Below are 24,416 nucleotides of genomic sequence, written 5' to 3' on the forward strand. Positions count from 1 at the left end.
GGCAAACGTCCTTGACGAGCTTGACGGGCCGGACGCGCGCAAACCCAACCCCGTCACCGTCAGAACGTGGCGCGGAGCAAGATGTTGTCCACCCATTCGGCAGTTCGTAATCGATGACGATCCATCCGAAAGATAAAGGGCCCTGCCGTTGGCAGGGCCCTTTAGCATATTTGGTTGCTGGTCTCCCATTTGAGAGGTCAGGAGTTTTTCACGGCTGTCGCGAAGTCTGCCGGGGAACCGCTGAACTTGGCACCGTCGGGAGCGAAAGGACTGACCTTGCCGTTGGCAACCTCAAAACGGCCGGAAGGGCCGCCGACCACATAGAACAGGCCGGGTTCGGGTTGTTTCAGGAACAACACAGCATTCTCGGAGATCTTGAACAGCGGGTCATCGGCGATCTGGTGGAGAACGCCGTCCACGGTGCCGCCCGTCTGGCGCACGGTCAGCCTGGCTCCGGCCGTCACAAGGTGGCCCGGGTCGTGGAGGACCTTGTCGACGGTGAATTCAAAATCGGTGACCGGAATGGTTTTGATGCTGGATTGCGCTATTACCCGAGTGAATGTTCCCTGAACCGCCAACTTACTGTGGGCCTTCAAGTCCGCAAGATTGTTGTAGCCTTCGGCCCAACTGGCATCCATGCCTACCGTGGTGGCCGGGGTGTCCGCCGGACTCGCGGAGCTGGAGCAACCGGAAAGGCCGGCAACCGCGGCACCAGCGATCATCGCCGAAACCGCACCGTGCACCAGCTGCCTCCTCATGGAATGAGTCTTCATTTTCATCATCCTCTCTGATCAACGCCGCTAGTACAGGGCGACGGCGCCGTTGGCGTCATCTTGTGTAGGAACATAGATTCCGCAGCTGTTCCGCGTGCCGGTGTTCGGGGTCATCAGGACGCAGCCATTGCTGTGGGACAGCCCGATGGCGTGGCCCAACTCGTGCGCGGCAACCCCTTGGATGGTGGCCGCTGAGTATCCGGACGTGTAGTAGTAATTCAGGTACGCGTTGGCATAGCTGAAGCAGTTTCCGGTCGAGCAGCCGTGCCACGCGTAATAGGTGATGCCGTCCCAGTCGACCGTGGAAGCGTACGCGTCATCGACGGTGAGCGCCCCGCCGCCGCTGGGTAGATAGATGTTGTCCGGGGCGGCATTCCACACCGAACGCCCGTTATTCCATCCGGTGATGTTGATGCCGTACATGTTCGCCTGGTATTGGACGGTGATGCTTGCGCAGCACCCGCTGGTTGGGGTGTTTTCCCACCGGACCCCTTCGAGGGTGTAAGCCTCTGCAGGGCTCGTACCAAGTGCTGATATCAGCAGTATCACCAACCCCGCGGTCAGCGAACTTTGCCCAAGTCGACGCCTGTTTCTGATTGTCATGAGCGCTACTTCCCTTCCGTAATAGGAATGGGTCGTTGCGGGTTCTACGTATGGCGGGCGGATGGCACTGCACCCCGCAAAGGACAAAACCTCTCACGGAATTTGCCAAACAATCCCCCATAAGGCCCCGGCGCGCGCTTTGCAATATCCAGAATCGCGCCCGGTAGAAGGCCTTCCCATGCGGAGGGAATATGTCTCTAAACTTATGCTCTCGGTGAGACAACCGTGATCATCAAGCCAGTGATTGCCGCCAAACGCACGCGCTTGGCCGGCTTCAATGCCCGAATCATTTCCCCCTCAATTCCCCCTTATATCTCCTTCAGATGTGAGATATGGAATGAGGATATTCCAGAGGACGCGGTCTTACAATAGCTGCAAAATCATTTCTCGGCATTGTGGCTCAGGGCAGGAGCCATCCGCAAACAGTTTCGACTAGATTCAGCCCGCAGTCTCATAGCAGTCACAGGGGGTGGGGCAGTGAAGCTTAAGGTCCTAATTGCACTTGGCTGCACGCTGGCGCTGACTGCAGTGGCAATCTATTCGTACTTTGAAGCCGATGGCTACAGAAATCTCATCAGTTTCGCTGTGGTCGCGTTCTGGCTCGCTATCGCCGCCGGGATCACGGTCAAGCTGATCCGCGCCAGGCGTGGACACAAGATCCGTGAAGCCTTCTCGCCCGTGGCTGGAGCGGCGGATACGTACCAGTCGCTCCTCCTGGGCAAGCCGACGATGGCGGAGAGTGCAGAGGAAGCGGCGCAGCACACCACCACAGGCAAGTTCCCCACCGGCCCATGACTTTCCCGCCCTTCGGCGTGTCTAGTGGAAAGTGTTGGTGAATGTCTTCCGCCCCCACGGCGGAGCGAAGCGTTCGGGAACAAACCCGACGCGAAATCCGTGAGGAGTATGCGCTCCCCAGCAGCGTATACCCTCCACGGTCAACTGGCGGACTCAGGTTCCACAGGGGACGTCGTGGAGTTCGTCGTATGCCGCTGCGGTGTAACGGGTATTGCCAAGGAACAGCTCACCGTACGTTTCACTCCTTTATGAGGTGTTGTTTCCGTTGGCGCACCAGTAACCGTAGGTGTTTGTGAACGAGCTCGCCGGACCCGAATACGCCGTCTTGGCCGCCACCTGGTTGTTGTAACTGAACCACGCGTAAAACCCCAACCACGAATCCATGTCAGCGGTTGAGAAGTTGTACGGACACGAGGTCTGGCTGCTTGAGATGATCGCACCGCCATCCTGGTACACCCATACCGACAGTCCGCAGCCCGACGGGTACAGCATGGGAGCAACCAGTGGTCCTGACACTTGCTTCCCTTGGCGCCCACCGGAGCGTAAGGGGTGGTTGAAGCGGAAAGCACCTAGACTCCAGCGGCGCGGATCTTCGCGTCTTGCTCGGCGACTTTCGGATCGTTCAGGTCCAGCGGCCCGCCTTTGACCGCAGCGCCCGGCGTGTCTAGTGGAAAGTGTTGGTGAATGTCGTCGGGGCGATGCGCTGTCCGCTGAATTGATAGCTCAGCGTGGCGTGATCGGCACCGCTGGAGATCATGGCGTCCAGCCTGAAGTCGAGGCTGTGGGGGTCGATGGATGACGTAGTGCAGCGGATATAGCCAGACGACTGGTCCGGGCAAGTCCAGCCGGCTGGCGCAAGGAGTTTCCCGGGGACGAATGCTGCCTCGGGTGAAAGGCTGAAGAGCGTTTCGCCCGTGGTCGGCGTGCCATCGCCGTGGAGCGAGAAGGCCACGTCGATCTGACGTTCGGGCTGCCCTGTGCCTGGCTGACTGCCGAAGGAAGCCGAGACGGTTTGCGGGGGTGGCGCCGTCGTGGGGGAAGGTTGCGGAACCGGGGTAGTGGCGACCGTTGCGGAGGGTCGTAGAACAGGGGGTGTGACAACCGCTGCGGAGTTGATCGCCTTGGCCGTCTTCTGTGGCACAGGAACCGCCGCGGGTGCCGTCCTGTAAGCGATCGGCGCAGCAACGGGCGCAGGAGGCTCGGCCGCGGGCGGCTCGGGGGCCGCTATGGCGGGCGGGTCCGACGTCGGAACCGGGCTTGGTGAGGGTACCGACCGTATCGGCGCGGCTTCCGGCACGGTCCGAGGGGCCGCCGTCGCGCTGCTCGTAGCATCGGCCGTGACGATAGGCGCGGCCTGTCCGAGCCGGATGAGAACCCCTCCAGTCGCGAGGCCCGACAGGACCAGCGCGGCGATTGCCATCTTCCAGATGACATTCCCCGACCGCTGTCCGGCTGCGGTCGGACCGCCGACTCCGGGAGCGAGAGCCTCCGGGGGAAGGTAACCAGCGGCCGCCGCCGGTGTGAAGGCCACCCCGGCAACCAGCGGGAAGACAACTGCCCGCATGCCTGCCTGGACGTCGTTCAGTTCCACCAGCACGGCCGTGCACTTCGAACAGGTCTCCAAATGGGCCTCGACCTTTTCGCGCGACGTACGTTTCAAGCCGTCGCGCGCATACTTTCCGAGCTGGCTTGAATACTCGAAGCATGAGTCGTCATTGGCCATGCTGATGTGGTTCTGCAAATAGGCCTGCCGAAGTCCCTCACGCGCCCTGATCGCCAGCGACGAGACGCCGTTGGGGCTCAAGCCAATGAAAAGCGCGGCCGCGGCAGGCTTCAGTCCTTCGATGTCCACGTGCCAGAGCACCGCCTGCCAGCGCTCCGGAAGGGATGTAAAGGCCTTCACCATGGTGCTGGACTCAAAGGCCTCAAGGACCCTGTCCGCGTCAACGGCAACCGTGTCCAAACTGGATTCGTCGCCCACAGCCAGCGTTCGCTTGGCCTTCCGGTTCCGGTCGTGGGCAATTCGCCGCACGGCAGTCAGGAGATAGGAACGGAAGAACTGGGCCGGGCCCTTGCCCTCCGTGAGGGCCTGGAAAATCGAAGCGAATGCCTCGGACACGACGTCGTCGGCGTCACTGACATTGTCCGTTTGGGCGCGGGCAACATACTGGGCGGCTGCCCCATGTCGCCGGTAGAGGACGTCGAACGCCGACGCGTCACCCCCGCGCACCATCGCCATAATCTTGAGGTCACTGCCGGATTCACCGACCAAGGCCACCCGCACACTATTCGACCCAAAGTCAGAATCCCTCTCCATAACAATCCAGTGTGACAGCAGAACGACAAATGTTAATCCCCCACGAGGGTCCTGGACATGTAATCAGATATGTAACGCGGGTGAAGTTTTCTATCGCCTGGCATTACTACTCCATCCCCTTCCCGGGTACGCAACAGGGCTCCATTGGTGATGCTGTCTCGAATTACAGAATGAATATGGATATTAAGGGACCCGTCGGGATGAAGTCGCCCGAATCACTAAATTATCTCTAGATCAAGCGACCCTTTCGGGAAGCACCTTTATGTCTGGAATTTCAGACTTAGTAGCAATTTCCCCATATCGTGGCGTCCGTACAAATGATGTGCCGCGTAACACCGTCCCCAGTGCTACTTTGGAGCATGCCTAGTTCGCTTGTTGAAGTTCGCCGGTATTACACCCCGGAAGAAGAGGTCGCCATCATGGACGCCGTCCACGCGAGCCTGGTCTCCGCGTTCAAGATCCCGGAAGAAGACCGGTATGTCCGGCTCGTCTCTTACGAGCCCCACCGCATGGTCAACGGCCCGGATGCAGGCCGGCAAGTCAGAATCCTGCTCCATGGCAATCTAGTGTGACACCAGATCGCATGTGACTCGAAACTTGCGTTGGTCCCGGGCTATGCCCTGACTATTCGTTGTCCGGTTCCCCCACAGGCGGCTCCGGCGGCCAATCGACGTCGAGTTCGTAGCCCTCATGCTTGCGCAGATAGGCGGCGATGAACGGGCAATGCGGAATGATCCGCTTGCCGGAGGCCACGACGTCGTCCAAGGCAAAGTGCGCCAGAACCTTGGCCAGCCCGCGTCCTTTGAACTGCGAGCGCGTCTCGGTGTGCAGGAAGTCGATGTGGCCCGGCTTGTCCATGAACTGGGAGATCACGGCCACTTCACCATCAACCAGAAGCTCGTAGCGGTGGAATTTGTCGTTCCTGACCGTTGTGACGTCCGGGCTGAACGACTCTGCGGTTGAATCCGTGAACTCAGTCATGAGTCGAGATTCGCACGTAAACCGTGCTCTGGCAATGGCACCGTGGAGGCATCGGGAACAGCCGGGGAAGGGACTCCGGCCGGCACCCGTCCCAGCAGCAGCACCGCGAGCGCGAAGCACGCCGCTCCCCCACCGAGCAGGGTCAGGGTCAGTCCGTTAACAACGGCGTCCACCACGGGGATGAAGACCACGACGCCGGAAGTCACCACCGCGGCGTGCGCCCTGCCGCGCGCGTGGACGGCCGCCGTCGGGCGCTCTTCGAGCCTGCCGCACAGCAGTAGGACCGGCAACAAAAGTACGACGACGGCGAGCAGCACCAGAGGGCGGGCCCACCACCATTCGGCCGTGCCGGCCACCGGCTTGGGGAAATCCGTGAGCAGAAGCAGCCCGGACAAAGCTGCAAGCAGTGGCAAATGCCACAGATAAACCGTCATGGACCGCCGGCCCGCCACGGCCACCACCCAGCGAATCCAACGCACCTGCGCCACCCATTTCAGGCCCGGGCGCAGCAACTGCAGTGTAGCCGCCTGCGACAGGCCAAGGAGCAGCATGCAGAAGTTGGGCGGATTCAGATCCACGATCATGTTCCCGGAGTAGACCCCAATTCCGGTCACGAATCCCAGCAGCAGGTTGCTGCCGACAATCAACCCCACGAACCAGCCCCGGCTCCGTCCAGCGAAGATGCCGTCGGCAATGAAGAAGCCGAATTGCTGGACAGCGCACCAGACAAAGAGCATGTTGACGAAGGCGAGCATCGGAAAAGCGCCGCGCAATGAGTCGAGGGTGATCACCGCGGCCACCAATGCGCTGAGGGTCAGCCAGGGGGAATGCCCGTGCAGGCGGGCCAGCAAGGGAACACTGAGTTGAGTAGCAAGGTAGGCGGCTAGGAACCACAGGGGCATGCCGGCGCCGGTGCCGATGAGCTGGACCACCTGGGGGTCGACGCCCAGGAGGAGTGCTGCCCACAGCCCCACGAACATCGAGGCCAGCAGCGCAGTTGCCGGCCGGATGAGGCGCAAGAGCCGCAGTTGCGCATAATCGACGCCGGAGCCGCCGCGCGCACGCAGCCGACGCCATGACTCCAGTCCCGTGATGCCGCCGAGGACGAAGAACAGCGGCATCACTTGGAACACCCATAGGACGGGTTCGAACCAGTGCTGTTCCATGAGCGTATTTTCGGTGGTGACGGTGCCATCGGGGTGCAGGACCGGGCTGACCATCATGCAGTGCGAGAGGACCACCAGGATGAGGCAGAAGAACCGGGCCAGATCGATCACGGGATCCCGTGAGCGGCCGAGTGCTGCCCGGCCTGCGGATACCTTCTGTTGCCTCAAGAATCCCATTGCACTCCTCTGCGAACTGCTGAGTCCATTGTCCGCCCGCTCGACCGCGGGAACCAGAGGGGCGGACGGGGAGTCGGCACCACACACGCTCGCTCACCTATGACGCGAAATCCCCTGACGCTCACTCACCTGTAACCGGAAAGGCCGCAACCCTCCTGCAGATGATGATCTGCAGGAGGGTTTCGTCTTTTTGCCCCAAAAGTGAGCGAGGGTCTGGTTCGCCTGCATCTGGAAACCCAGACGGCAACCCCAACAATTGCCCTGCGGTGCGGCGAATCCCGGCGTTTAGTAGAGAGTGCTATCAATCCATGACAAAGGAGTCATCGTGGCACGCGCCGATTTAGCGACAGTGCAATCAGCCCCATTTCCCCTCGCTTCAGCCTCCTCCATTGCCCATGGCACGGCGATTGGCCTCGGCCCTGAGCCGAGGGCAAAACCACATGCCTCCGACGATTCAGAGACCGGCGGCGAGGTCCCGAGCAGTGCCTGGCGGGTACGGGCAGATGCTTGGGAGTTCCTTGGCTACGCCGTCAAGCAGTTGGCTGCCGCAAGCGCGAGGCCAGCGGCGGGCGCCCGCCTTGCGCAGGGGCCCCGGGATCTGCCACGGGAAGTTCGAAGGTTGCTGCCGTTGCTGGAATCGCTCGAAATGTATTGGGCGGCTCCGGGGCCGCAATATGTCACGGAACTGCGGCGAAGCTTGGAAGCCGGGGAATACTCTGAAGCATTGGGCCTCATAGAGCCGGTCGCGCGGCGCGTTGCGGGCCATAACCAGCACGCCCCGGAACCGTCCACGGACACCGAACGCGAGGCGGACAGGATTGAAGAACCCGCCGAATCGCGCAAGCGGTTCGAGGTCCTGGTGATCGACGACGTCTCCAACGTGGACCGTGAAGCCCTTCAAGCAGAACTTCTCAACCAGCGGCGCCCCGCCGACGTCTTCAACTACGAGCTCGTGTTCGTCCCGAGTTTCGAGGACGCCATCGTGGCCGTCCTCCTCAACCCTGATATCCAAGCGTGTGTCCTGCGGCCTGGATTTGTCCTGAACAGCCGGCAACGCCTGGGCCGGGACATGCGCGGTTTCCTGGACGGGTTCTTAGGCCGTTCGCTCCCCGAGCGCCCCTTGGACCGCATCCTGAGCCTGGCGGAGAAACTGGGCCAACTCCGCCCCGAACTTGACCTCTACTTGGTAGCGGGAGTGGGGATCGAAGGACTCGCAGGTTCCTTGAGCCGCCGATTCCGCCGGATATTCCGCCGCCAGGATGGGCTGGAACTCCATTTGTCCTTGCTGGCGGGCGTCGCTGAACGATATGAGGCGCCGTTCTTCCACGCGGTCCAGCAATACAGCCGCAAACCCGCCGGTGTCTTCCATGCGCTGCCGGTGTCCCGGGGAGGATCAGTTATCCATTCCAAGTGGATCAACGACCTGGGCGAGTTCTATGGCCTCAACCTGCTGCTGGCCGAAACCTCCGCCACGTCCGGCGGGCTCGATTCGTTGTTGGATCCCCACGGGTCCCTCAAGCAGGCACAGAAGCTGGCTGCCCGGGCATTCGGTGCCCAAAAATCGCTGTTTGTCACCAACGGAACCTCAACGGCTAACAAGATCGTGCACCAATCGATTCTTGCGCCTGGGGATGTTGTCCTGGTGGACCGGAACTGCCACAAATCGCATCACTATGCCCTCATGCTGGCTGGCGCGCAGGTCTCCTATTTGGATGCATACCCGTTGAACGATTTCTCGTTCTACGGCGCAGTTCCCTTGGAGAGCATCAAACGGATGCTCTTGGACTACCGCCGGGCCGGCAGGCTTCACGAGGTCAAGATGCTCGCCCTCACCAACTGCACCTTCGACGGCATCGTCTACGACGTTGAACGGGTCATGGAAGAGTGCCTGGCCATTAAGCCGGACTTGGTATTCCTGTGGGACGAGGCGTGGTTCGCGTTCGCGGGCTTCCACCACATCTACCGCCGTCGCACTGCCATGGCCTCGGCGCGTTCACTCGAAAAGTCGTTCGCGGATCCGGCCTACGCGCGGCGCTACGCCCAGCAACTGCGTGAGCTTGGGGCGGCCGGCGGGCAGGATGGCGAGGCTGACGGCCTGGATTCAGTATGTGATGAGTTGCTCTTGAAGACGCGGCTCCTGCCCGATCCGTCTAAGGCCCGCCTGAGGGTCTACTCGACCCAGTCGACCCACAAGACCCTGACGTCGCTCCGCCAAGGGTCCATGATCCACATCCATGACCAGGATTTCGGCCAGTTGAATGAGGAGAGCTTCCGGGAGGCGTACATGACGCACACCTCCACCTCGCCCAACTACCAGATCCTGGCCTCGCTGGACATGGGACGGCGGCAGGTCGAGTTCGAAGGCTACGAACTGGTGCAACGGCAGGCCGACCTCGCCGTCAGCATCGCCCAGGCCGTGGCCAGGCATCCCCTGCTGAAGAAGTACTTCCGCGTGCTCGGCACCAGAGACCTCATTCCGGCGCAATACCGCGAGACCAGCCGGCAAATGCCCCTGCGGGACGGACTGGCCGCGATGTCGGAGGCCTGGGAGCGGGACGAGTTCGTTGTTGATCCGAGCCGTTTGACCCTGCACATCGGCCTCACCGGCGTGGACGGGGACACTTTCAAGCACGACTACCTGATGGACAAGTACGGGATCCAGGTCAACAAGACGTCGAGGAACAGCGTGCTCTTTATGACCAACATTGGTACCTCGCGGAGTGCCGTTGCCTACCTCGTCGAGGTTCTGGTCAAGCTGGCCGAAACCTTTGAAGACGAGCAATCCGGATTGAGCGGATTGGGGCAACGGGCCCGCAATGCCCGCGTTGCCGCGCTGACCAGCACGCCGCCACCGCTGCCGGACTTCAGTCGCTTCGCCGAGCGATTCCGCAAAGACGCAGAAACTCCCGATGGCAACATGCGTGCAGCCTACTTCGAGAGCTACAAAGCCGGATCATGCGAATACTTCAATGCGGCCGAACTCGCACGCAAGGTCGCTGCGGACGAAGAAATGGTCTCGGCGTCCTTCGTCACCCCCTACCCGCCCGGATTCCCTGTTTTGGTTCCCGGACAGGTCATCACGGAGGAAATCCTGGCCTTCATGTCAGCTCTGGATACGAGGGAGATCCACGGATTCAATGCCGAGCTGGGATTCAGGGTCCTGACGGGCAAACCCTCGTAACCAGATGGCACTTAGCGGGCAACGTCGACGACGGCCGGCACGGGTCAAGCGTTAGCCCGCCAACCGCCGTCGTACTTCATGAAACGCTCCTGCAGACTTCAACCCAATCCACCGACCCTCCATCACTTTTAGGGCAAATACTGTCGACGCTCGCGCACATGAGGTGAGCTAGGGTCGCTCCAAAAGCCCACCTAAGTGAGCGAGCGACGGGCCTGGAGGGCACATACGTGAGCGGGGGTTCCGTTTAGCCGAGCGCGACGGCCAGAATGCCGAGCACGACGGCGAGTAGCGGCGTCGTGCCCTGAAGAACCGCGGGGCGGAGGTACTTTTTGCCGCTCAAGGCAAGCACGATTGCCGCCAGCAGCATGGAGCCGCACGAACTGAAGACGAGGGTCCAACCCACCTGTGGGTGACCGAGCGCGACAAAGACGATCCCGGCGAGCGCGCCAATGGCGAGGAAAAAGTTGTAGAAACCCTGGTTGTAGGCGAGGGGCTTGGTGGTTTCGGCGTCGGCTTGGGAAGTGACGCTGAAACGCTTCCACGTGGCCGGACGGGTCCAGGTGATGGACTCCATGCTGAAGATGTAGACGTGCAGTAAACCGGCAATGAGGGCAAAAAGCAGGGAGGCCAGGATCATGTGCTGATCCTAGCCTCCCTGCGACGCCGCGGCCGCCGGCCGCCCCCGCGAGCCGCGCCACCCCCACCTAGCGGCTGAGCATGTCCAGTGTTGCTCCGGCGAAGGCCGAGGCCGAGGAGTCCCAGCGGCCCAGCAGGCCCTGCAGGTTCTCGCCGTCGGCCCGGAGCGCAGTTGTCTCGGCCTCGAGCGTGGCGAGGATGCCGGTGCGGAGCTCCGTATTGAAGTTCACCTTGCCCACGCGCATGGACGTGGCCTTGACCAGGTCCGCAGCGGGGATGCCCGACGCGCCGTGGAGGACCAGCGGAAGCTCCATGCGCGAGGCAATATCCTGCAGCACCTCCCAGTGCAGCTTGGGTTCGCCGGTATAGCGGCCATGTGCATTCCCCACGGCGACGGCCAGGAGCTGGGCACCCGTGCGGTATACGAATTCCAGCACCTGGTCCGGATCGGTCAAGCCTGCGGGATGGGCACTGGTGTCAACGCCGAAAGCCTTGTCTTCGTCACCGGCCAGTCCGCCAAGTTCGGCTTCAATTACGACGTCGGACGCGCCGGCGGCTGCCAGGACCGCCCGGACCTCGCGAACCAGGGCGATGTTCTCGTCGAACGGGAGGGATGAACCGTCGGCCAGGACGGCGTCGGCACCAGCAGCCACGGAGTCACGGATGACGCCAAGGTCCGAGGCATGATCCAGTTGCACCGAGACCGGCACGCTGGCGTCGTCGGCCAGAGCCCGCAGCGCCGCGATCAGCCGCGGACCGGACGGAGCGGCGGCAGTCTTGGGCGCTACCAACAGAATGACGCCCCGGCCTGACTTTTCGGCTGCGGCCACCACCGCAAGGGCGGTGGTGAAGTCGTAGCACGTGAAGGCCGGGACCGCCGCCCCTCGCTCCAGTGCGGAACCTACAAGATCGTCAAGGCGTACGCGCATCAGTGGGCCAAGCCTCCCACCAGGATCCAGGCGACAAAGCTGAGCAGGAAGCCGGCGACCCCAAGGATGGTAGTGAGCACGGTCCAGGTCTTGAGTCCATCGGACACGGTCAGGCCGTAGTAGCGCACCACAACCCAGAAGCCGGCGTCGGTCACGTGGGACAGGCCCAGGCCGCCGAAGCCGATCGCGATCACGATGACGGCGATCTGCGCCGGGGTGTAGCCTCCGTGCGCCACGGCAGCCGAGAGCAGGCCGGTGGTGGTGACGATGGCAACCGTGGCCGAACCCTGCGCGGCACGCAATGCCAAGGAAATGATGAATCCGAGCAGGATGATCGGCACGCCGAGGGAGTCCAGCGTCTGGGACAGCGCCGCGCCGATCCCGGAGACCTGCAGGACACCGCCGAACACGCCGCCGGCTGCCACAACCATGAGGATCGAGGCGATGGGAGGCAGGGCACCTTCGAAGATCTCGCCGGTTTCATTGAGCGACCACTGGCGGCGGACAGCCAGCAGGAAGAAGGCGAGCGCAACGGCCGCCAGAAGGGCGAAGAACGGGTTGCCCACGAAAGAAGCGACGCCGTACCAGTAGTCCTTCTTGTTGATCAGGAGCGTACCCGCGGTCCCAAGCAGGATCTGGACGATCGGGGCGGCAATGAGGAAAATGATCAGGCCTGGGCGGGGCGGCGCGACGGCGCTGGCGCCAGGACCGTCGTGGCCCACCCGCACGAGGGAGTCGGAACCGAATTCCTCGATCTGGTCACGGACGCCCGGAAGCAGTTCGTAGTCCTTGCGGTTCATGATGCTGGCAACCCAGTAGGACAGGAAGCCCAGGGGCACGCAGATGATCAGGGAAATCATCGCGATGAGGCCGATGTCCGCGCCCATGACGCCCGCCCCGGCAACAATGCCCGGGTGCGGGGGAACGGCGACGTGGATGGAGAGCATGATGCCGGCCATGGGAAGGCCGAACTTGACGGGGTGCATCTTGGCGATCTTCGCGAAGGCGTAAACGATCGGCACCAGAACGATGATGCCCACTTCGAAGAACACGGGAATCGCGACGAGGAAGCCCACGGCGGTCAGGGCCACGGCGACGCGCTTGGCTCCGAGCTTCGCGGTGAAGTGGTTGGCCAGCGATTGCACGCCGCCTGACACTTCGATCATGCGGCCCAACACGGCTCCGAGGGCAATCAGCAGCGCAACCTTGCCCATGGTTCCGCCCACGCCGTTGGCAACAACCGTGAAAACGTCCGCCAGGGGGATCTGCGCGGCGACGGCAACCAGGATGCTCACGGCGAGCAATGCCACGAAGGCCTGGATCTTGAAGCGGATGATCATCAGCAACAGCAGCGCGACGCCCGCAACGGCGATGGTCAGCAGCAGCGGAGTCCCAAGCTCCACGGCCGGCTTGATGGCAGGGGCATCAGCTGCCCGGACTGCCAAGGAATTGATGAGGGGATTCATCGGGGGTGTCTCCTTTGACAACGCCAACCTGGACTTGAGGCAGGCGAGAAGGGCGACGACGGGCGGAGGGGGACCGCCGTCGTCGCGGGTTGTGCGAGGGGTTAGTTTGTGCGCCTGGTGGGCGCGACGACCTTGATGACGGCTGAATCGTCGGCGGCGGCGAGGCCTTGGGCCTGGCCGAGGAGGTAGAGCTGTTCGGCAGCGGCGGCAACGGGTGCGGCCAGGCCGGCGGCGCGGGTGGCCTTGCCGACGATGCCCATGTCCTTGACGAAGATGTCCAGGCGGCTGAGGACCTCGGCGCCTTCCTCGTTGTACGCCTCGAGGATTCGGGGGCCGCGGTTGGACAGCATAAACGAGCCGGCGGCACCTGCTTCCAGGGCGGCGAGGGTCTTGGCTTGGTCCAGGCCCAGGGCATCGGCGAGTGCCATTGCCTCGGCGGCAGCAGCGATGTGGACACCGCAGAGGAGCTGGTTGACGGTCTTCAGTGCCTGGCCGTCGCCGGGCTTGTCACCCACGATGCTCAGGGTGGAGGCCAGCAGTTCCAGCGCGGGGCGAGCCTTTTCCTGCGCCGCCGGAGTAGCGCCCACCACGATCAGGAGGTCGCCTTCGCCGGCACGCTTGGGGCCGCCGGAAAGGGGTGCGTCAACGAGTTCGACGCCGTACTCCGCCAGGCGGGCGACAGTGGCCGGAATCGCTTCGGTACCGACAGTGCTGCCGAGGATCACGACGGCGCCCGGCTTGAGCACGGGCGCGACGCCGTTGGCGCCGAAGAGGACGTCGTCGAGCTGTTCACCGTTGCGCACAGCAAGGAGCAAGGCATCGGCGCTTTCCGAAGCTTCACGGGCCGAAGCGAAGGTGCGGATTCCGGCGTCGGCGGCGAGCTTCAACCGCGGTTCGGCGATGTCGAAGCCGTGGACGGTCAGCTGGGTTGCCAGGCGGCTGGCCATCGGCAGGCCCATGGCGCCAAGGCCGAGGACGGCGACGGTGTAATTGCTGGTCATGGTGTTCTCCATTGAATTCAGTGTTGGAAAGTGTTGCTGAGCTTGCGTGTGACTTGCGCCAGGGATTCGTCGTCGCCCACGTTGCCGGCGAAGACGATGTACGGGATGCCCTTGGCGGGTCCGTCCACCGGCTCCCACAGGGAGACGATGCCGGGCAGCATGGGGCCGCGGACAATCGCGTGGCGGATTTCGAGGCCGTGCGCCGCCACGTCCGAGGACGTGATCCCGCCCTTCGCGATCACGAAGCGCGGCGGGAAGGTTTTGAGCGTCCGGTTCACGACTGCGACGACGGCGGCAGAGACGGAGCGGGCAATCTTCAGGCTCGCTGCGGCGTCGTCGGTCTTGATGAGCAGGCGGCTCGTGTGGACAATGACGTCGCCTTTGTGGAGCGCATCGACGACGGCGGCGACCGTTTCGTCGAGGTAGGCTTCAGCGCCGCTAGCGAGAAGTCTTTCAACGTCGATCTCGATGATGCGGGCGGCGCTGTGTTGGGCCGTCAAGACGTTGAGTTGGCGCGTGGTGAGGCCAACATGCGAGCCAACAACGATCAATCCACCGGCTGTGGAGGGAGTGTTGCCTTCGTAGGCTTCCTCGCCGCTGAGCGCTTCGCGGATTTCCTGGCCGATGCGGCCGCGAACGAACGGCGGACCAACGCGGTAGAGCAACTTCTTGCCACGGCGTTCGGCTTCTTCGAGTCCAAGGGCGAGTGCGCGGAGGTCGTTCTCGGTGACGATATCCGCGATGATCGGCGTGGAGTTCGTCGCCGGTTCGATAGCGTCGGCGATGGCCTTCGCGGAGAGCTCGGGATCTCCGGCGGATCCGTTCGCAACGGCTGCACCGGCACGGATGATGTTCAGGTCGAGGACGATCACGGAGTCCGCGGCGAAGCGGCCCTGCGACTTCTCCTCCACATACTTGGCCATCTCGGAGTTGGCGAACCCGAAGCTCGCATCCTTGGCGAACTCGGTCTCGGCGACCGGGGTGAGCTTCCCGGCGTCGTCCCCGGCACCGCGCATGTAGTGCACGCCGCCGATCGTGACGCGCCCGGCGTCGGGGAAGGCGGGGACCATCACGACGCCGTCGGTGGCTTCTCCGGTCACGTCAGCGACAGTGGCGGCAATGACGTCCGGTTCCAGCGGGTAGTGGCCGCGGAGGGTGGAGTCGGAGCGGCTGACGAAACCGAGGCGCAGCCTGGAACCTGAAGCGTCGTCGCCGGCTGCGGCGAGGGCGTTGCGGACGATTTCCTCGTTGCGGGCAGCGGCCTCAACCGGGTCCAGGCTGCGGGTGTTGGTCAGCACGTACACCGCGGGCTGGGACTGGCTTTCCGCGATGTGGGCGAAGGCCCACGTGAAATCGGAGACCTCCCAGCGGGTGAGGACCGGCAGGTTGGCAACTGACTGGGTGCCCGTGGGGTCGTCGTCGAGGACTACCAGGACGCGGGGCGAGGTTGCGGAAGACGCTGCTACGGCGTCGGCAACCAGCTGAGCGGGGATCTGGACTTCAGCCGGGAAGGCGGCCAGAACATCGGCTTCAAGGGTCACTGTGCACTCCATCGTGGGAAATCTCTGCTTCTGAACGTAAATGTAAGATGTCAGACATCTAATATTTGAATGCTAGTGTGACACACCCGCTTTCGGGTGTGCAAGTGTCAGTCGTCACTATGCTTGGCGCATGCTTCAAGAGCCTCCCGCCGTCGCGGCACTGCACGTGGACATGCGCCTTCCAATGGCCGCCAGCACGACGCCGGGCCTTCAGTCCCAGCCTCCCGTCCTGTTGCTGCACGGCTGGGCTTCGGCTTCCGCTTATTGGGAGCCGCTCGCCGCCGAATTGCTCGACGCCGGGCGTTCAGTGTGGATCGTCGATTTGCCTGGGTATCACCGCGGGGATGCATTGCCTCCGGGCTTCCAATGGACGCTTGATTCGGCAGCCGCTTCCGTTGCAGCGATTGCCGCCCGGGATACCTCGCCGGTTCACATAGTTGGCCACTCAATGGGTGGCAGCGTCGCCCTGACGCTAGCGGCCGCGTATCCGGAGCTGGTGGCGAGTGTGGCGCTGATCGGCATGGTGCCGGCCCCGCCGAACGATGCCTTCAAGTCAATGCTCGAATCCCAGCTCGGCCAAGGCTTCATTGACGACGCGACGCGCGCCAAGTGCATGAAAGCCTGGTTCGGGGCGTTGCCTACGGAGGACGAACGGCTGCTGAGCCGCGGATTCGAGCTCCCCTTTGAGGTCCTGGGGCCTAGCGGCCTCGCGGCAATGGCGGGCGTGGCTGCGGATGTCCCCGAAAAGGTGACCGCACCGACGCTGGTGATCGCCGGCGTCGGGGACCGCCTACGCTCGCTGGACCAGGCGGAAGCCTTCGTGGCGGCCAGCCCCATGCGAAGGCTGGTGGCAATCCCGAACGCGGGGCACAGCGTCCATTGGGAGCAGCCACATGCTTGTGCGGTGGCGCTCGGCGCGTTTTGGGACAAAAGCCGGCAACCCTCGGCGTAAGATGTCAGACATCTAAGAACGGAGCACCATGGCACGCAAGTCGCTGGTCGGCGTCGTAGCTGACGAGCTGCTGGACCGCATCGTCGCGGGCGAATTTCCACCGGGCACTGTGGTTCCCGGCGAACTCGAGTTGAGTGCAAAGCATGAGGTCAGCCGCATGACCGTGCGCGAGGCGATGAAAACCCTCGAGGCCCAGCGAATCCTGAGCGTCGAGCGTGGCCGGGGAACGTTCGTCAATCCCTTGAACCGCTGGGCCTCCCTCGAAGCGGTATTGCGTGCGGCTTCGGAGGGAAAGAACGACGCCGCAGCGGCCATCCAGCTCATCGAGCTACGTCGCATGCTCGAGACCGGCGCCTGCGAACTCGCCGCCTCACGGGTCTCCCCAGAGGAAATCGACCAGCTGCAGGTTCATGTGTCCGCCATGCAGAAAGCCCACGATTCCAATGACGTGAGCGCATTCGTCGAGGCGGACCTCGGGTTCCACGATGTCATCCTGCATGCTTCCGGCAACGTGTTCGTGGCCGTGCTCTTCGAACCCCTGCATCGCGTCTTGGAAACCCGGCGCACCCAGACCTCGCAAATCCCCGACATCCAGCGGCACGCGATCGGACATCATCGGGCCATCCTGAAAGCCCTCGAAGCCGGAGACTCCCCCCGCGCCCGCGAGGCCATGGACGCGCACATGCAACAGACCCTGGACGATCTCAAGACGTACGTCCTGGAGGCGTAAGCCCGCGCCCCCGGACCCTCGCTCACGTATACGGGCCAATCCCCGGACCCTCACGCACGTATACGGGCCAATTCCCGGACGCCCGCTCACATATATGGGCCATCTTTCCAACCCTCCTGCAGATCATCTGCAGGAGCGTCCGGCCATTTGGCCTCAAAGGTGAGCGAGCGTCGGCCGGGAACGCCCCATAGGTGAGCGAGCGAGCGTCGGGGACAAGCCGTAAGTGAGCGAGCGTCGGCCGGACACACGCCCAACCCCTGTTCCCCCGGCGCCGTCTCGGCTAGTCTGCTTTCACGGCCTGCCAGGCCCGCAGTTCAGGCATCAAGGACGATCATGAGGAGCAAGAATGGCTGACCACACATATAGCGTTTCCGAAATTGTTGGAACCTCGTCCGAGGGCGTCGACGCCGCCATCAAGAACGGGATTGCGGCTGCCAGCCAGACCCTCCGCAATCTCGACTGGTTCGAGGTCAAGGAAATCCGCGGCCACCTCAGCGAGGGCGCCGTTGCCGACTGGCAGGTAACCATCAAGCTTGGCTTCCGCCTGGAGCGTTAGGAACCTGGAGCGTTAGGCCCTACAAAGACCGAAAACGACGATGGCCGCCAGCTTTTCTGTGGAAAGGCTGGCGGCCATCAGTTGCGAGGCTGGACTCACCCGCGGGTCCAGACTTGGACGGGGTCACCGCCACAGAGGAGTCGCCGGCCACGACCGGCAAATTCGATCCACAAGAATTCGTGGTCAGAGGAAACTTCGTCAACGAGCCCAGCGTCGAAGCCCCACTTGTCTTCGTGGATCCAGACGGTCTCGCCGCGGCTGAGTTCGGACCACTTCGACGGCGGCAGGTTCAGTGACGCTCCAGCGGGCCGCTGGGCCGACGTCGTGAAGTGGCTTGGGCCCCAAGCCCCTAGGGTTTCGGGACTCATCGGGATTCAGCGACCAGGTACTGGCGATGCCACACTGTTGCCACGCCATTGTAGGAAGGGAAGACATGGCCCTCGAAAAAGGTGTGCACGGCGTGGGGTTCGCCTTCAGGGCTCCACTGACCGGATGCCGGGCAATGCGAGCCTGTGGATCCCGCGGACCCGGCGGTGGCTGCCCGTTCCCGCAGCAGCGCGATGCGTTTCATCGTTGAATTCCATCCTTGATATGCGAAAAGGTCTGGATCCAGCCTAGAACGCCATCCAAGGGCCGCCCAATGGGCACATAGACAGAATCATGCCAATTCACTATGCAGCAGCACAGTGACATGAAGCACATTCGGCTGAAACCCCTCAGCCCTCGCTTGCCGCCTGCCGCTCGGAGAGCTCCGAGCTCGTCGGCGTTCCCGCACCAAGCGCCGTTCCCGCACCAAAGCTGCCCAGCAGTTTGAGCGCATCGTCCGACGGCGAACCCGCCTTTGCGGAATAGACGCGCAGGACTTGGTCCGGGTCCTGCGGCAGGGCCAGATTCTCGAAGTTGAGCTCAACGTCCCCCACCGCGGGGTGATGCAAGCGGACGGTGCCTGCCGAACGGGCCGCCACGCGATGCCCTGCCCACCATTGGCGGAAATGTTCGCTATTGACAGCGAGCTCGCCCACCAACTGGTTGGCTTGGGGATCGTCAGGGTGGCGTCCAGTGTCTGCCCGCAGGGATCCAGCAGCTTCCGCGGCCACGGTTTTCCAATCCCGGAACAGTTCCCGCGCCTGGGGATCCAGGATCAGCCAACGCGTGAGGTTTCGCTCGGCGGGAGGCATGGCGGGGAAATCGGCAAACAGCAAAACCGCCATGCGGTTGGCGCCAAGGACGTCGCTCCGCCGGCCGAGCAGGAGCGCGGGAACGTCGCCCACTGCGTCCAGGAGTTGGCGCAGCGCAGGCCGCACCCGCGTGGTGGGAGCCGGCGCCTTGGCGCTCTCCGCGCAATGCTCCAGGAGGTCCATCATGTGCGCGTGTTCGCTCGAGTCCAAGCGAAGTGCCCGCGACACTGATTCAAGGACCGCCCGGGACGGATGGATGTGGCGGCCCTGTTCGAGGCGTGTGTAGTAGTCGCTGCTGACATCGGCCAAGCGGGCGATCTCTTCCCGGCGCAGCCCGGGGACGCGGCGCGCGCTGGACGCTTCGGGCAACCCTGCATCCTCCGGCGACATCCGGGCACGCATGGCTTTGAGGAATCTTCCAAACTCGGCGCTTTGACCCATGCCCCCATTCTTCCCTTCTGGAGGACCCGTTTCTACGGCCAAGGGTAGGACTGCGAGTCCTAGGAAAAACAGGGGGCGCCAAAACTACTGATTGTTGTGCCGAAAGTGCATAGGCTCGAGAAAGCCGGCAAGGCAATCCACCCACCAAGACGAAAGGGCCGGACATGTCCAACGCTCAGAATTCAACCGTTCCCGGGCTCGTCCTGAACAACTCGGTCACCATCCCCCAGCTCGGCTTCGGCGTCTTCCAGGTCCCACCCGCCGAAACCCAGAAGGCCGTGGAGGACGCCCTTGAGGCCGGGTACAGGCACATCGACACCGCCGCGGCGTACCGGAACGAATCCGGCGTCGGTGCCGCGATCAAGGCTTCCGGCATCGCCCGGGAGGAACTCTTCATCACCACCAAACTGCGCAACGGCGAACAAGGCCGCGCCGCGGCGGCATTCAACCACAGCCGTCGCGAACTCGGCCTCGACGTCATCGACCTCTACTTGATCCACTGGCCAGTGCCGTCACAAGGCCTGTTCGTCGACGCATGGAAGGCCCTGGAAAAGATCCATGCCGACGGCGGCGCACGGGCAATCGGTGTCTCCAACTTCCTGCCGCCCCACCTCGATACGCTCCTGGCGTCCGCCGACGTCGTACCCGCCGTCAACCAGATCGAACTGCACCCGACGTTCCAGCAGCGAGACCTGGTGGCGAAGAGCCGCTCGCACGGGATTGCAGTCGAGGCCTATAGCCCGCTGGGCCAGGGAGCGGACCTGGGGTCTGCCACGGTCACCGACCTGGCCGAAAAGCATGGTGCCACCCCGGCGCAGATCGTGCTGGCGTGGCACCTCGGAACCGGCAACATCGTCATCCCCAAGTCCGTCCACCCGGAGCGGATCCGCCAGAACCTCGCAGCGGCGTCGCTGCAGCTCACCCCGGAGGAACTGGCAGCAATCAGCGCGCTCGACGCCGGTGCCCGCCTCGGTGCCGACCCCGCCGTCGCGTCCTTCAGCCAGATGTAAAACGTCCACCAGGAACAAAACCCACCACAGCGTAAGGAACCCAAACCATGCAGTACACCCACTTGGGCCGCTCCGGCCTTAGCGTCTCCCGCCTGTGCCTCGGAACCATGAACTTCGGCCCGCAGACGGAGGAATCTGCCGCCCACGCAATTATGGATTCCGCCCTGGACTCCGGCATCAACTTCTTCGACACCGCCAACGTCTACGGCGGCCACGACAACCGCGGCTGGACCGAGGAAATCATCGGCCGCTGGTTTGCCAAGGGCGGCGAGCGCCGCGAACGCGTCGTCCTGGCCACCAAGCTCTACGGCACCATGACGGACCGTCCCAACGAGTCCAAGCTGTCCGCGCTGAACATCCGTCGAGCCTTGGACGCCAGCCTGAAGCGACTGCAAACCGACTACATCGACGTCTACCAGTTCCACCACGTGGACCGGAACACGCCGTGGGATGAGATCTGGCAGGCTATCGAGGTTGCTGTCCAGCAGGGCAAAATACTGTATTCCGGCAGCAGCAACTTCGCCGGCTGGCACATCGCCCAGGCCCAGGAGGCGGCAGCGCGGCGCAACTACAACGGACTCGTGAGTGAGCAGTCCATCTACAACCTGCTCACCCGCAACGTCGAGCTCGAAGTCATCCCGGCTGCCCAGCAGTACGGCCTCGGGCTGATCCCGTGGTCGCCGCTGCACGGCGGTCTGTTGGGCGGGGTTCTGAAGAAAGAGCGCGACGGCGTCCGGCGCCTTGAGGGCCGCGCGGCCGAGACCCTGAAAAAGCACGAAGAGCAGATCCGCCAGTATGAAGACCTCGCCGACGACCTTGGCCACGAGCCGGGCGATGTGGCGCTGGCCTGGTTGCTGCACCAGCCGGCCGTGACCGCACCGATCGTGGGACCGCGCACGCAGGAGCAGTTGGACGCCGCCATCAGGGCTTTGGATGTCACCCTCGACGCCGACGCACTCAAGCGGCTCGACGACATCTTCCCGGGCCACCGGACCGCACCGGAAGACTACGCATGGTGACTTCAGCCCCTTTGCGCCTGCTGTTCATCGGCGGGACCGGGACCATCAGCGCGGCGGCCGCGAAGCTCGCCGTCGCGCTGGGTCACCGGCTCACTGTCCTCAACCGCGGACTGACCTCGGACAGGGCCCTCCCGGCAGGAACCGAACTGCTCCGGGCCGATATCCGCAACGCCGCCGAGGTGTCGGAGGTACTGAACGGACGCGAGTTCGACGTCGTCGCGGACTTTATCTCTTTCACTCCGGAGCATGTCTCGGCCGCGATCGAGCTGTTCCGCGGCCGGACCGGTCAGTACGTGTTCATCAGCTCGGCGTCGGCCTACCAGAAGCCGCCCGCACACTTGCCGATACTCGAGTCGACGCCGTTAAGAAACCCGTTCTGGAAGTACTCCCAGGAGAAGATCGCCTGTGAAGACCTCCTCACCCAGGCCTACCGTGACGACGGATTCCCGGTCACCATCGTCCGGCCCTCGCATACCTACGACCGCGCTCGGATCGCGTTACTGGGCGGTTGGACGGACATCCATCGCATGCGGGAGGGGCTGCCGGTGATCGTCCACGGTGACGGTACCTCGCTGTGGACCCTCACCCACACGGATGACTTTGCGGTGGCCTTCGTGGGGCTCCTCGGCCGGCCTCAGGCTGTGGGTGAAAGCTACACCATCACCTCGGACGAAGCGCTTCCCTGGGACCAGGTTTACCGGCTCTTCGCAACGGCGGCAGGGGCCCCGGAACCCGAACTGGTGCACATCGCCTCGGAGACCATTGCCGCGCACTCCCCGGAGCTTGGACCCGGGCTTCTGGGGGACAGGTCCCACTCCGTGGTCTTCGATAACACCAAGGTCAAAACCCTGGTGCCCTGGTACCGGGCAGAAATTCCGTTTGCCGCAGGAGCGCGGGAGATCGTCCGGTGGCATGATGAACATCCAGGCATCAAGCTCGTGGACCAGGACTTCATGAAACTCAGCGACCAACTGGTCCAATGGGCGCGGAGGCCGATCTAACAACTGAGAGGACAGGACCATGGCACTTGCTCCGACCGTCAGGCTCAATGACGGCAATGCCATTCCGCAGATCGGCCTCGGAACCTGGCCGCTCGACGACGCCGAGGTAGCCGCGGCGGTGGTGTCCGCCGTCGAACTTGGCTACCGGCACGTCGACACGGCCTACCGCTACGGAAACGAGGCCGGCGTCGGGCAAGGTGTGCGGGACTGCGGCATCCCGCGCGAGGAACTGTTCATCACCACCAAGCTGGACGGCACCTACCAAGGGCGCGATCGCGCCGTCGACGGGCTTGATGGCTCCCTCAAACGCCTCGGGCTGGACTACGTGGACCTCCTGCTGATCCATTGGCCGCTCCCCCAACGGAACCAGTTCGTCTCCACCTGGGAGACTTTCGAGCGGCTCCAGGCCGAAGGGAAGGCGCGATCGATCGGCGTGTCCAACTTCAAGCCCTCGCACCTCGAGCGGCTTCTGGAGGAAACGGCGGTGGTGCCGGCCGTCAACCAAATCCAAATCTCACCGTCCATCACACGGATCGACGAGCGTGCCTTCAACGGCAACCACGGAATCGCAACGGAGTCATACAGCCCGTTGGGAGCCGGGCGGGATCTCCTGAACGCTCCTGTCCTGGCCGCGATCGGGCGGAAACACGGAAAGACGCCCGGGCAGATTGTGCTGCGCTGGCACGTCCAGGAAGGGCTTGTGGCCATCCCGAAGTCGGCCAATCCGCTGCGCATGAAGGAAAACCTGGACGTGTTCGGCTTCGCCCTGGACCATGAAGACATGTCGGCGATCGCCACGTTGGACGCTGGTGCGGATGCCGGCGTCGACTCGGACGTGCAAGGACACTGAGGCAGGCATGGCAGAGAACATCGATGGAACCCTCGTCTGGGCGGGTTCGTACACAGCGGACAGCAACGGGCACGGAACGGGCATTGGTGCCATTGCCGCCGGTGACGACGGGAGCCTTAGTTGGCTGGGCACCGCCGTCGAAGCGCCGTCGCCGTCGTTCCTTGCCGTTCACCCCACCCTTCCGGTGGTCTTCGCGGTAGCCGAGGCTGCCCAGACGGTCCGTGCCTACCGGCGGACGGGGCCCTTCGGCCTCGAAGCCCTCGGTGAGGCCTGGCCCGCGGGCGCCGCAGCCTGCCACGTCGCCGTAGACCCGGACGGCCGCTTCATCGTGGTGGCCTGCTGGGGTGACGGCAACGTTCTGCTCTACGGGCTCGACGACGACGGCGGCATCACCTCTCGCTTTGCCGCGCCACCGGCGAAGGATCCACACGCCGGCGTCGACGGCGGCATCGACATCGCCACGGGCGGCACCCGGGTGAGCCGCGCCCACGCGAGCCTCATGCTCGACGACGGCCGGATCATGACCACCGACCTCGGCTTCGACCTCGTGCGGGTGTGGAACTATTTCCCCGACACCGGCCTGCTCCCCGACCACCAAATCGCTCTCCCCATGGGCAGCGGCCCGCGACACTTGGTCCAGCACCCCTCCGCGGATGCCGTATTCATCGTGACCGAGTACTCCATCGAAGTGGCGCTGCTGCTCCCCGGTGCGGACGGCCGCTTTGTGCTCCACAGTCGCGGTCCCGCGACGGCCAGCGGCGCTTCCGACGGCGATGCAGCCGCCGAAATCGCGCTGTCCCCGAACAATCGCTTCGTCTACACGGGCATCCGCGGCTCCAACCGGATCTCGGTACTGGCCGTCGAAGGCAGCGGAACCCGGCTCCGACCTGTGGCCGACGTGCCCAGCGGAGGAGACTGGCCCCGCCACCATCTGGTCCGCGACGGCTGGCTCCACGTGGCGCACGAGCGGTCAAACCAAGTCACTACCTTCGCCTTGGACCCGGCCACCGGCATCCCGGGCGAGGTCCTGGACCAGTTGGACACGGGTTCGCCGACAGCGCTGGTCGTAGCACTCTGACCCGGCTAATCCACACGTGAGGTCTCGCCCCTTTC

General features: G+C 63.7%; 25 protein-coding genes. 11 read left to right on the top strand and 14 right to left on the bottom strand.

The features are described from left to right. Positions 1 to 197: 197 nt before the first annotated feature. A complete protein-coding gene (locus tag OW521_RS06960) occupies positions 198 to 773 on the bottom strand; it encodes a hypothetical protein (protein ID WP_268024050.1) in 576 nt (191 codons plus the stop codon). 27 nt (positions 774 to 800) lie between these two features. Continuing rightward, the gene (locus OW521_RS06965) at positions 801 to 1,376 is read right to left on the bottom strand and encodes a matrixin family metalloprotease (RefSeq protein ID WP_268024051.1); all 576 of its coding nucleotides are present in this window, start codon (positions 1,374 to 1,376) and stop codon (positions 801 to 803) included. 477 nt (positions 1,377 to 1,853) lie between these two features. Between OW521_RS06965 and OW521_RS06970 the strand changes: the two genes are divergently transcribed. Continuing rightward, complete coding sequence (locus OW521_RS06970) at positions 1,854 to 2,171, top strand: hypothetical protein (RefSeq protein WP_268024052.1); 318 nt, start codon at positions 1,854 to 1,856, stop codon at positions 2,169 to 2,171. 246 nt (positions 2,172 to 2,417) lie between these two features. Here the strand turns inward: OW521_RS06970 and OW521_RS06975 are convergent, their stop codons facing one another. Further along, a complete protein-coding gene (locus OW521_RS06975) occupies positions 2,418 to 2,687 on the bottom strand; it encodes a hypothetical protein (RefSeq protein WP_268024054.1) in 270 nt (89 codons plus the stop codon). Between the two features lie 148 nt (positions 2,688 to 2,835). Then, positions 2,836 to 4,488: a sigma-70 family RNA polymerase sigma factor gene (locus OW521_RS06980; protein ID WP_268024056.1), complete on the bottom strand. Its 1,653-nt coding sequence runs from the start codon at positions 4,486 to 4,488 to the stop codon at positions 2,836 to 2,838. A 359-nt stretch (positions 4,489 to 4,847) separates the two neighbouring features. Between OW521_RS06980 and OW521_RS06985 the strand changes: the two genes are divergently transcribed. Next, entirely contained in the window at positions 4,848 to 5,060 is a 213-nt protein-coding gene (locus tag OW521_RS06985) for a hypothetical protein (protein WP_268024058.1), read from the top strand. 52 nt (positions 5,061 to 5,112) lie between these two features. On the opposite strand, the gene OW521_RS06990 is transcribed toward OW521_RS06985, so the two are convergent. Both OW521_RS06990 and OW521_RS06995 read right to left on the bottom strand, forming a co-directional pair. Further along, positions 5,113 to 5,469, bottom strand: a complete 357-nt coding sequence (locus OW521_RS06990; protein ID WP_234753952.1) for a GNAT family N-acetyltransferase — start codon at positions 5,467 to 5,469, stop codon at positions 5,113 to 5,115. Next, entirely contained in the window at positions 5,466 to 6,812 is a 1,347-nt protein-coding gene (locus tag OW521_RS06995) for an acyltransferase family protein (protein WP_268024061.1), read from the bottom strand. Before OW521_RS06995 ends, OW521_RS06990 begins: the two co-directional genes overlap by 4 nt. A gap of 325 nt (positions 6,813 to 7,137) precedes the next feature. Here OW521_RS06995 and OW521_RS07000 point away from each other — a divergent pair, with 325 nt between their 5' ends. Continuing rightward, entirely contained in the window at positions 7,138 to 9,993 is a 2,856-nt protein-coding gene (locus OW521_RS07000) for an aminotransferase class I/II-fold pyridoxal phosphate-dependent enzyme (protein WP_268024063.1), read from the top strand. A 244-nt stretch (positions 9,994 to 10,237) separates the two neighbouring features. Here OW521_RS07000 and OW521_RS07005 read toward each other — a convergent pair whose 3' ends face one another. The 5 genes from OW521_RS07005 to OW521_RS07025 all read right to left on the bottom strand — a co-directional run bounded on the left by OW521_RS07005 (position 10,238) and on the right by OW521_RS07025 (position 15,566). Further along, positions 10,238 to 10,630: a DUF1304 domain-containing protein gene (locus tag OW521_RS07005; protein WP_268024065.1), complete on the bottom strand. Its 393-nt coding sequence runs from the start codon at positions 10,628 to 10,630 to the stop codon at positions 10,238 to 10,240. Positions 10,631 to 10,697: 67 nt separating this feature from the next. Then, positions 10,698 to 11,558, bottom strand: a complete 861-nt coding sequence (locus tag OW521_RS07010) for a class II fructose-bisphosphate aldolase (RefSeq protein WP_268024066.1) — start codon at positions 11,556 to 11,558, stop codon at positions 10,698 to 10,700. Continuing rightward, positions 11,558 to 13,024, bottom strand: a complete 1,467-nt coding sequence (locus tag OW521_RS07015) for a GntP family transporter (RefSeq protein ID WP_268024067.1) — start codon at positions 13,022 to 13,024, stop codon at positions 11,558 to 11,560. The genes OW521_RS07010 and OW521_RS07015 overlap by 1 nt, the downstream gene beginning before the upstream one ends. A gap of 101 nt (positions 13,025 to 13,125) precedes the next feature. Next, the gene (locus OW521_RS07020) at positions 13,126 to 14,025 is read right to left on the bottom strand and encodes an NAD(P)-dependent oxidoreductase (RefSeq protein WP_268024069.1); all 900 of its coding nucleotides are present in this window, start codon (positions 14,023 to 14,025) and stop codon (positions 13,126 to 13,128) included. Between the two features lie 17 nt (positions 14,026 to 14,042). Further along, entirely contained in the window at positions 14,043 to 15,566 is a 1,524-nt protein-coding gene (locus OW521_RS07025; protein WP_268024070.1) for a four-carbon acid sugar kinase family protein, read from the bottom strand. A 130-nt stretch (positions 15,567 to 15,696) separates the two neighbouring features. Between OW521_RS07025 and OW521_RS07030 the strand changes: the two genes are divergently transcribed. The 3 genes from OW521_RS07030 to OW521_RS07040 all read left to right on the top strand — a co-directional run bounded on the left by OW521_RS07030 (position 15,697) and on the right by OW521_RS07040 (position 17,804). Next, positions 15,697 to 16,518, top strand: coding sequence for an alpha/beta fold hydrolase (locus tag OW521_RS07030; protein ID WP_268024071.1), 822 nt, complete (start codon positions 15,697 to 15,699; stop codon positions 16,516 to 16,518). Positions 16,519 to 16,546: 28 nt separating this feature from the next. Next, positions 16,547 to 17,248, top strand: coding sequence for a FadR/GntR family transcriptional regulator (locus OW521_RS07035; RefSeq protein ID WP_268024072.1), 702 nt, complete (start codon positions 16,547 to 16,549; stop codon positions 17,246 to 17,248). A gap of 346 nt (positions 17,249 to 17,594) precedes the next feature. After that, positions 17,595 to 17,804: a dodecin gene (locus OW521_RS07040; RefSeq protein ID WP_184740694.1), complete on the top strand. Its 210-nt coding sequence runs from the start codon at positions 17,595 to 17,597 to the stop codon at positions 17,802 to 17,804. A gap of 95 nt (positions 17,805 to 17,899) precedes the next feature. Here the strand turns inward: OW521_RS07040 and OW521_RS07045 are convergent, their stop codons facing one another. From OW521_RS07045 to OW521_RS07055, 3 genes are all read right to left on the bottom strand, one after another. Beyond that, positions 17,900 to 18,172 (bottom strand): hypothetical protein, encoded by a 273-nt coding sequence (locus tag OW521_RS07045; RefSeq protein WP_268024075.1) that lies wholly within the window; start codon positions 18,170 to 18,172, stop codon positions 17,900 to 17,902. After that, positions 18,169 to 18,375: a hypothetical protein gene (locus tag OW521_RS07050; RefSeq protein WP_268024076.1), complete on the bottom strand. Its 207-nt coding sequence runs from the start codon at positions 18,373 to 18,375 to the stop codon at positions 18,169 to 18,171. The genes OW521_RS07045 and OW521_RS07050 overlap by 4 nt, the downstream gene beginning before the upstream one ends. A gap of 145 nt (positions 18,376 to 18,520) precedes the next feature. Beyond that, entirely contained in the window at positions 18,521 to 19,423 is a 903-nt protein-coding gene (locus tag OW521_RS07055; protein ID WP_268024077.1) for a helix-turn-helix transcriptional regulator, read from the bottom strand. A 164-nt stretch (positions 19,424 to 19,587) separates the two neighbouring features. Here OW521_RS07055 and OW521_RS07060 point away from each other — a divergent pair, with 164 nt between their 5' ends. Genes OW521_RS07060 through OW521_RS07080 form a run of 5 tightly spaced genes read left to right on the top strand, consistent with a single transcriptional unit; the run spans position 19,588 to position 24,381 of the window. Next, the gene (locus OW521_RS07060) at positions 19,588 to 20,433 is read left to right on the top strand and encodes an aldo/keto reductase (RefSeq protein ID WP_268024079.1); all 846 of its coding nucleotides are present in this window, start codon (positions 19,588 to 19,590) and stop codon (positions 20,431 to 20,433) included. Positions 20,434 to 20,480: 47 nt separating this feature from the next. Then, positions 20,481 to 21,452, top strand: coding sequence for an aldo/keto reductase (locus tag OW521_RS07065; RefSeq protein WP_268024081.1), 972 nt, complete (start codon positions 20,481 to 20,483; stop codon positions 21,450 to 21,452). After that, positions 21,446 to 22,453, top strand: coding sequence for an NAD-dependent epimerase/dehydratase family protein (locus OW521_RS07070; RefSeq protein ID WP_268024083.1), 1,008 nt, complete (start codon positions 21,446 to 21,448; stop codon positions 22,451 to 22,453). The genes OW521_RS07065 and OW521_RS07070 overlap by 7 nt, the downstream gene beginning before the upstream one ends. Positions 22,454 to 22,472: 19 nt before the next feature. Next, positions 22,473 to 23,303: an aldo/keto reductase gene (locus OW521_RS07075; protein WP_268024085.1), complete on the top strand. Its 831-nt coding sequence runs from the start codon at positions 22,473 to 22,475 to the stop codon at positions 23,301 to 23,303. Between the two features lie 7 nt (positions 23,304 to 23,310). Beyond that, positions 23,311 to 24,381 (top strand): lactonase family protein, encoded by a 1,071-nt coding sequence (locus OW521_RS07080; protein ID WP_268024087.1) that lies wholly within the window; start codon positions 23,311 to 23,313, stop codon positions 24,379 to 24,381. Positions 24,382 to 24,416: the final 35 nt, after the last annotated feature.

The organism is Arthrobacter sp. MMS18-M83 (assembly GCF_026683955.1).
In the GTDB taxonomy this organism is placed as follows: Bacteria; Actinomycetota; Actinomycetes; order Actinomycetales; family Micrococcaceae; genus Arthrobacter.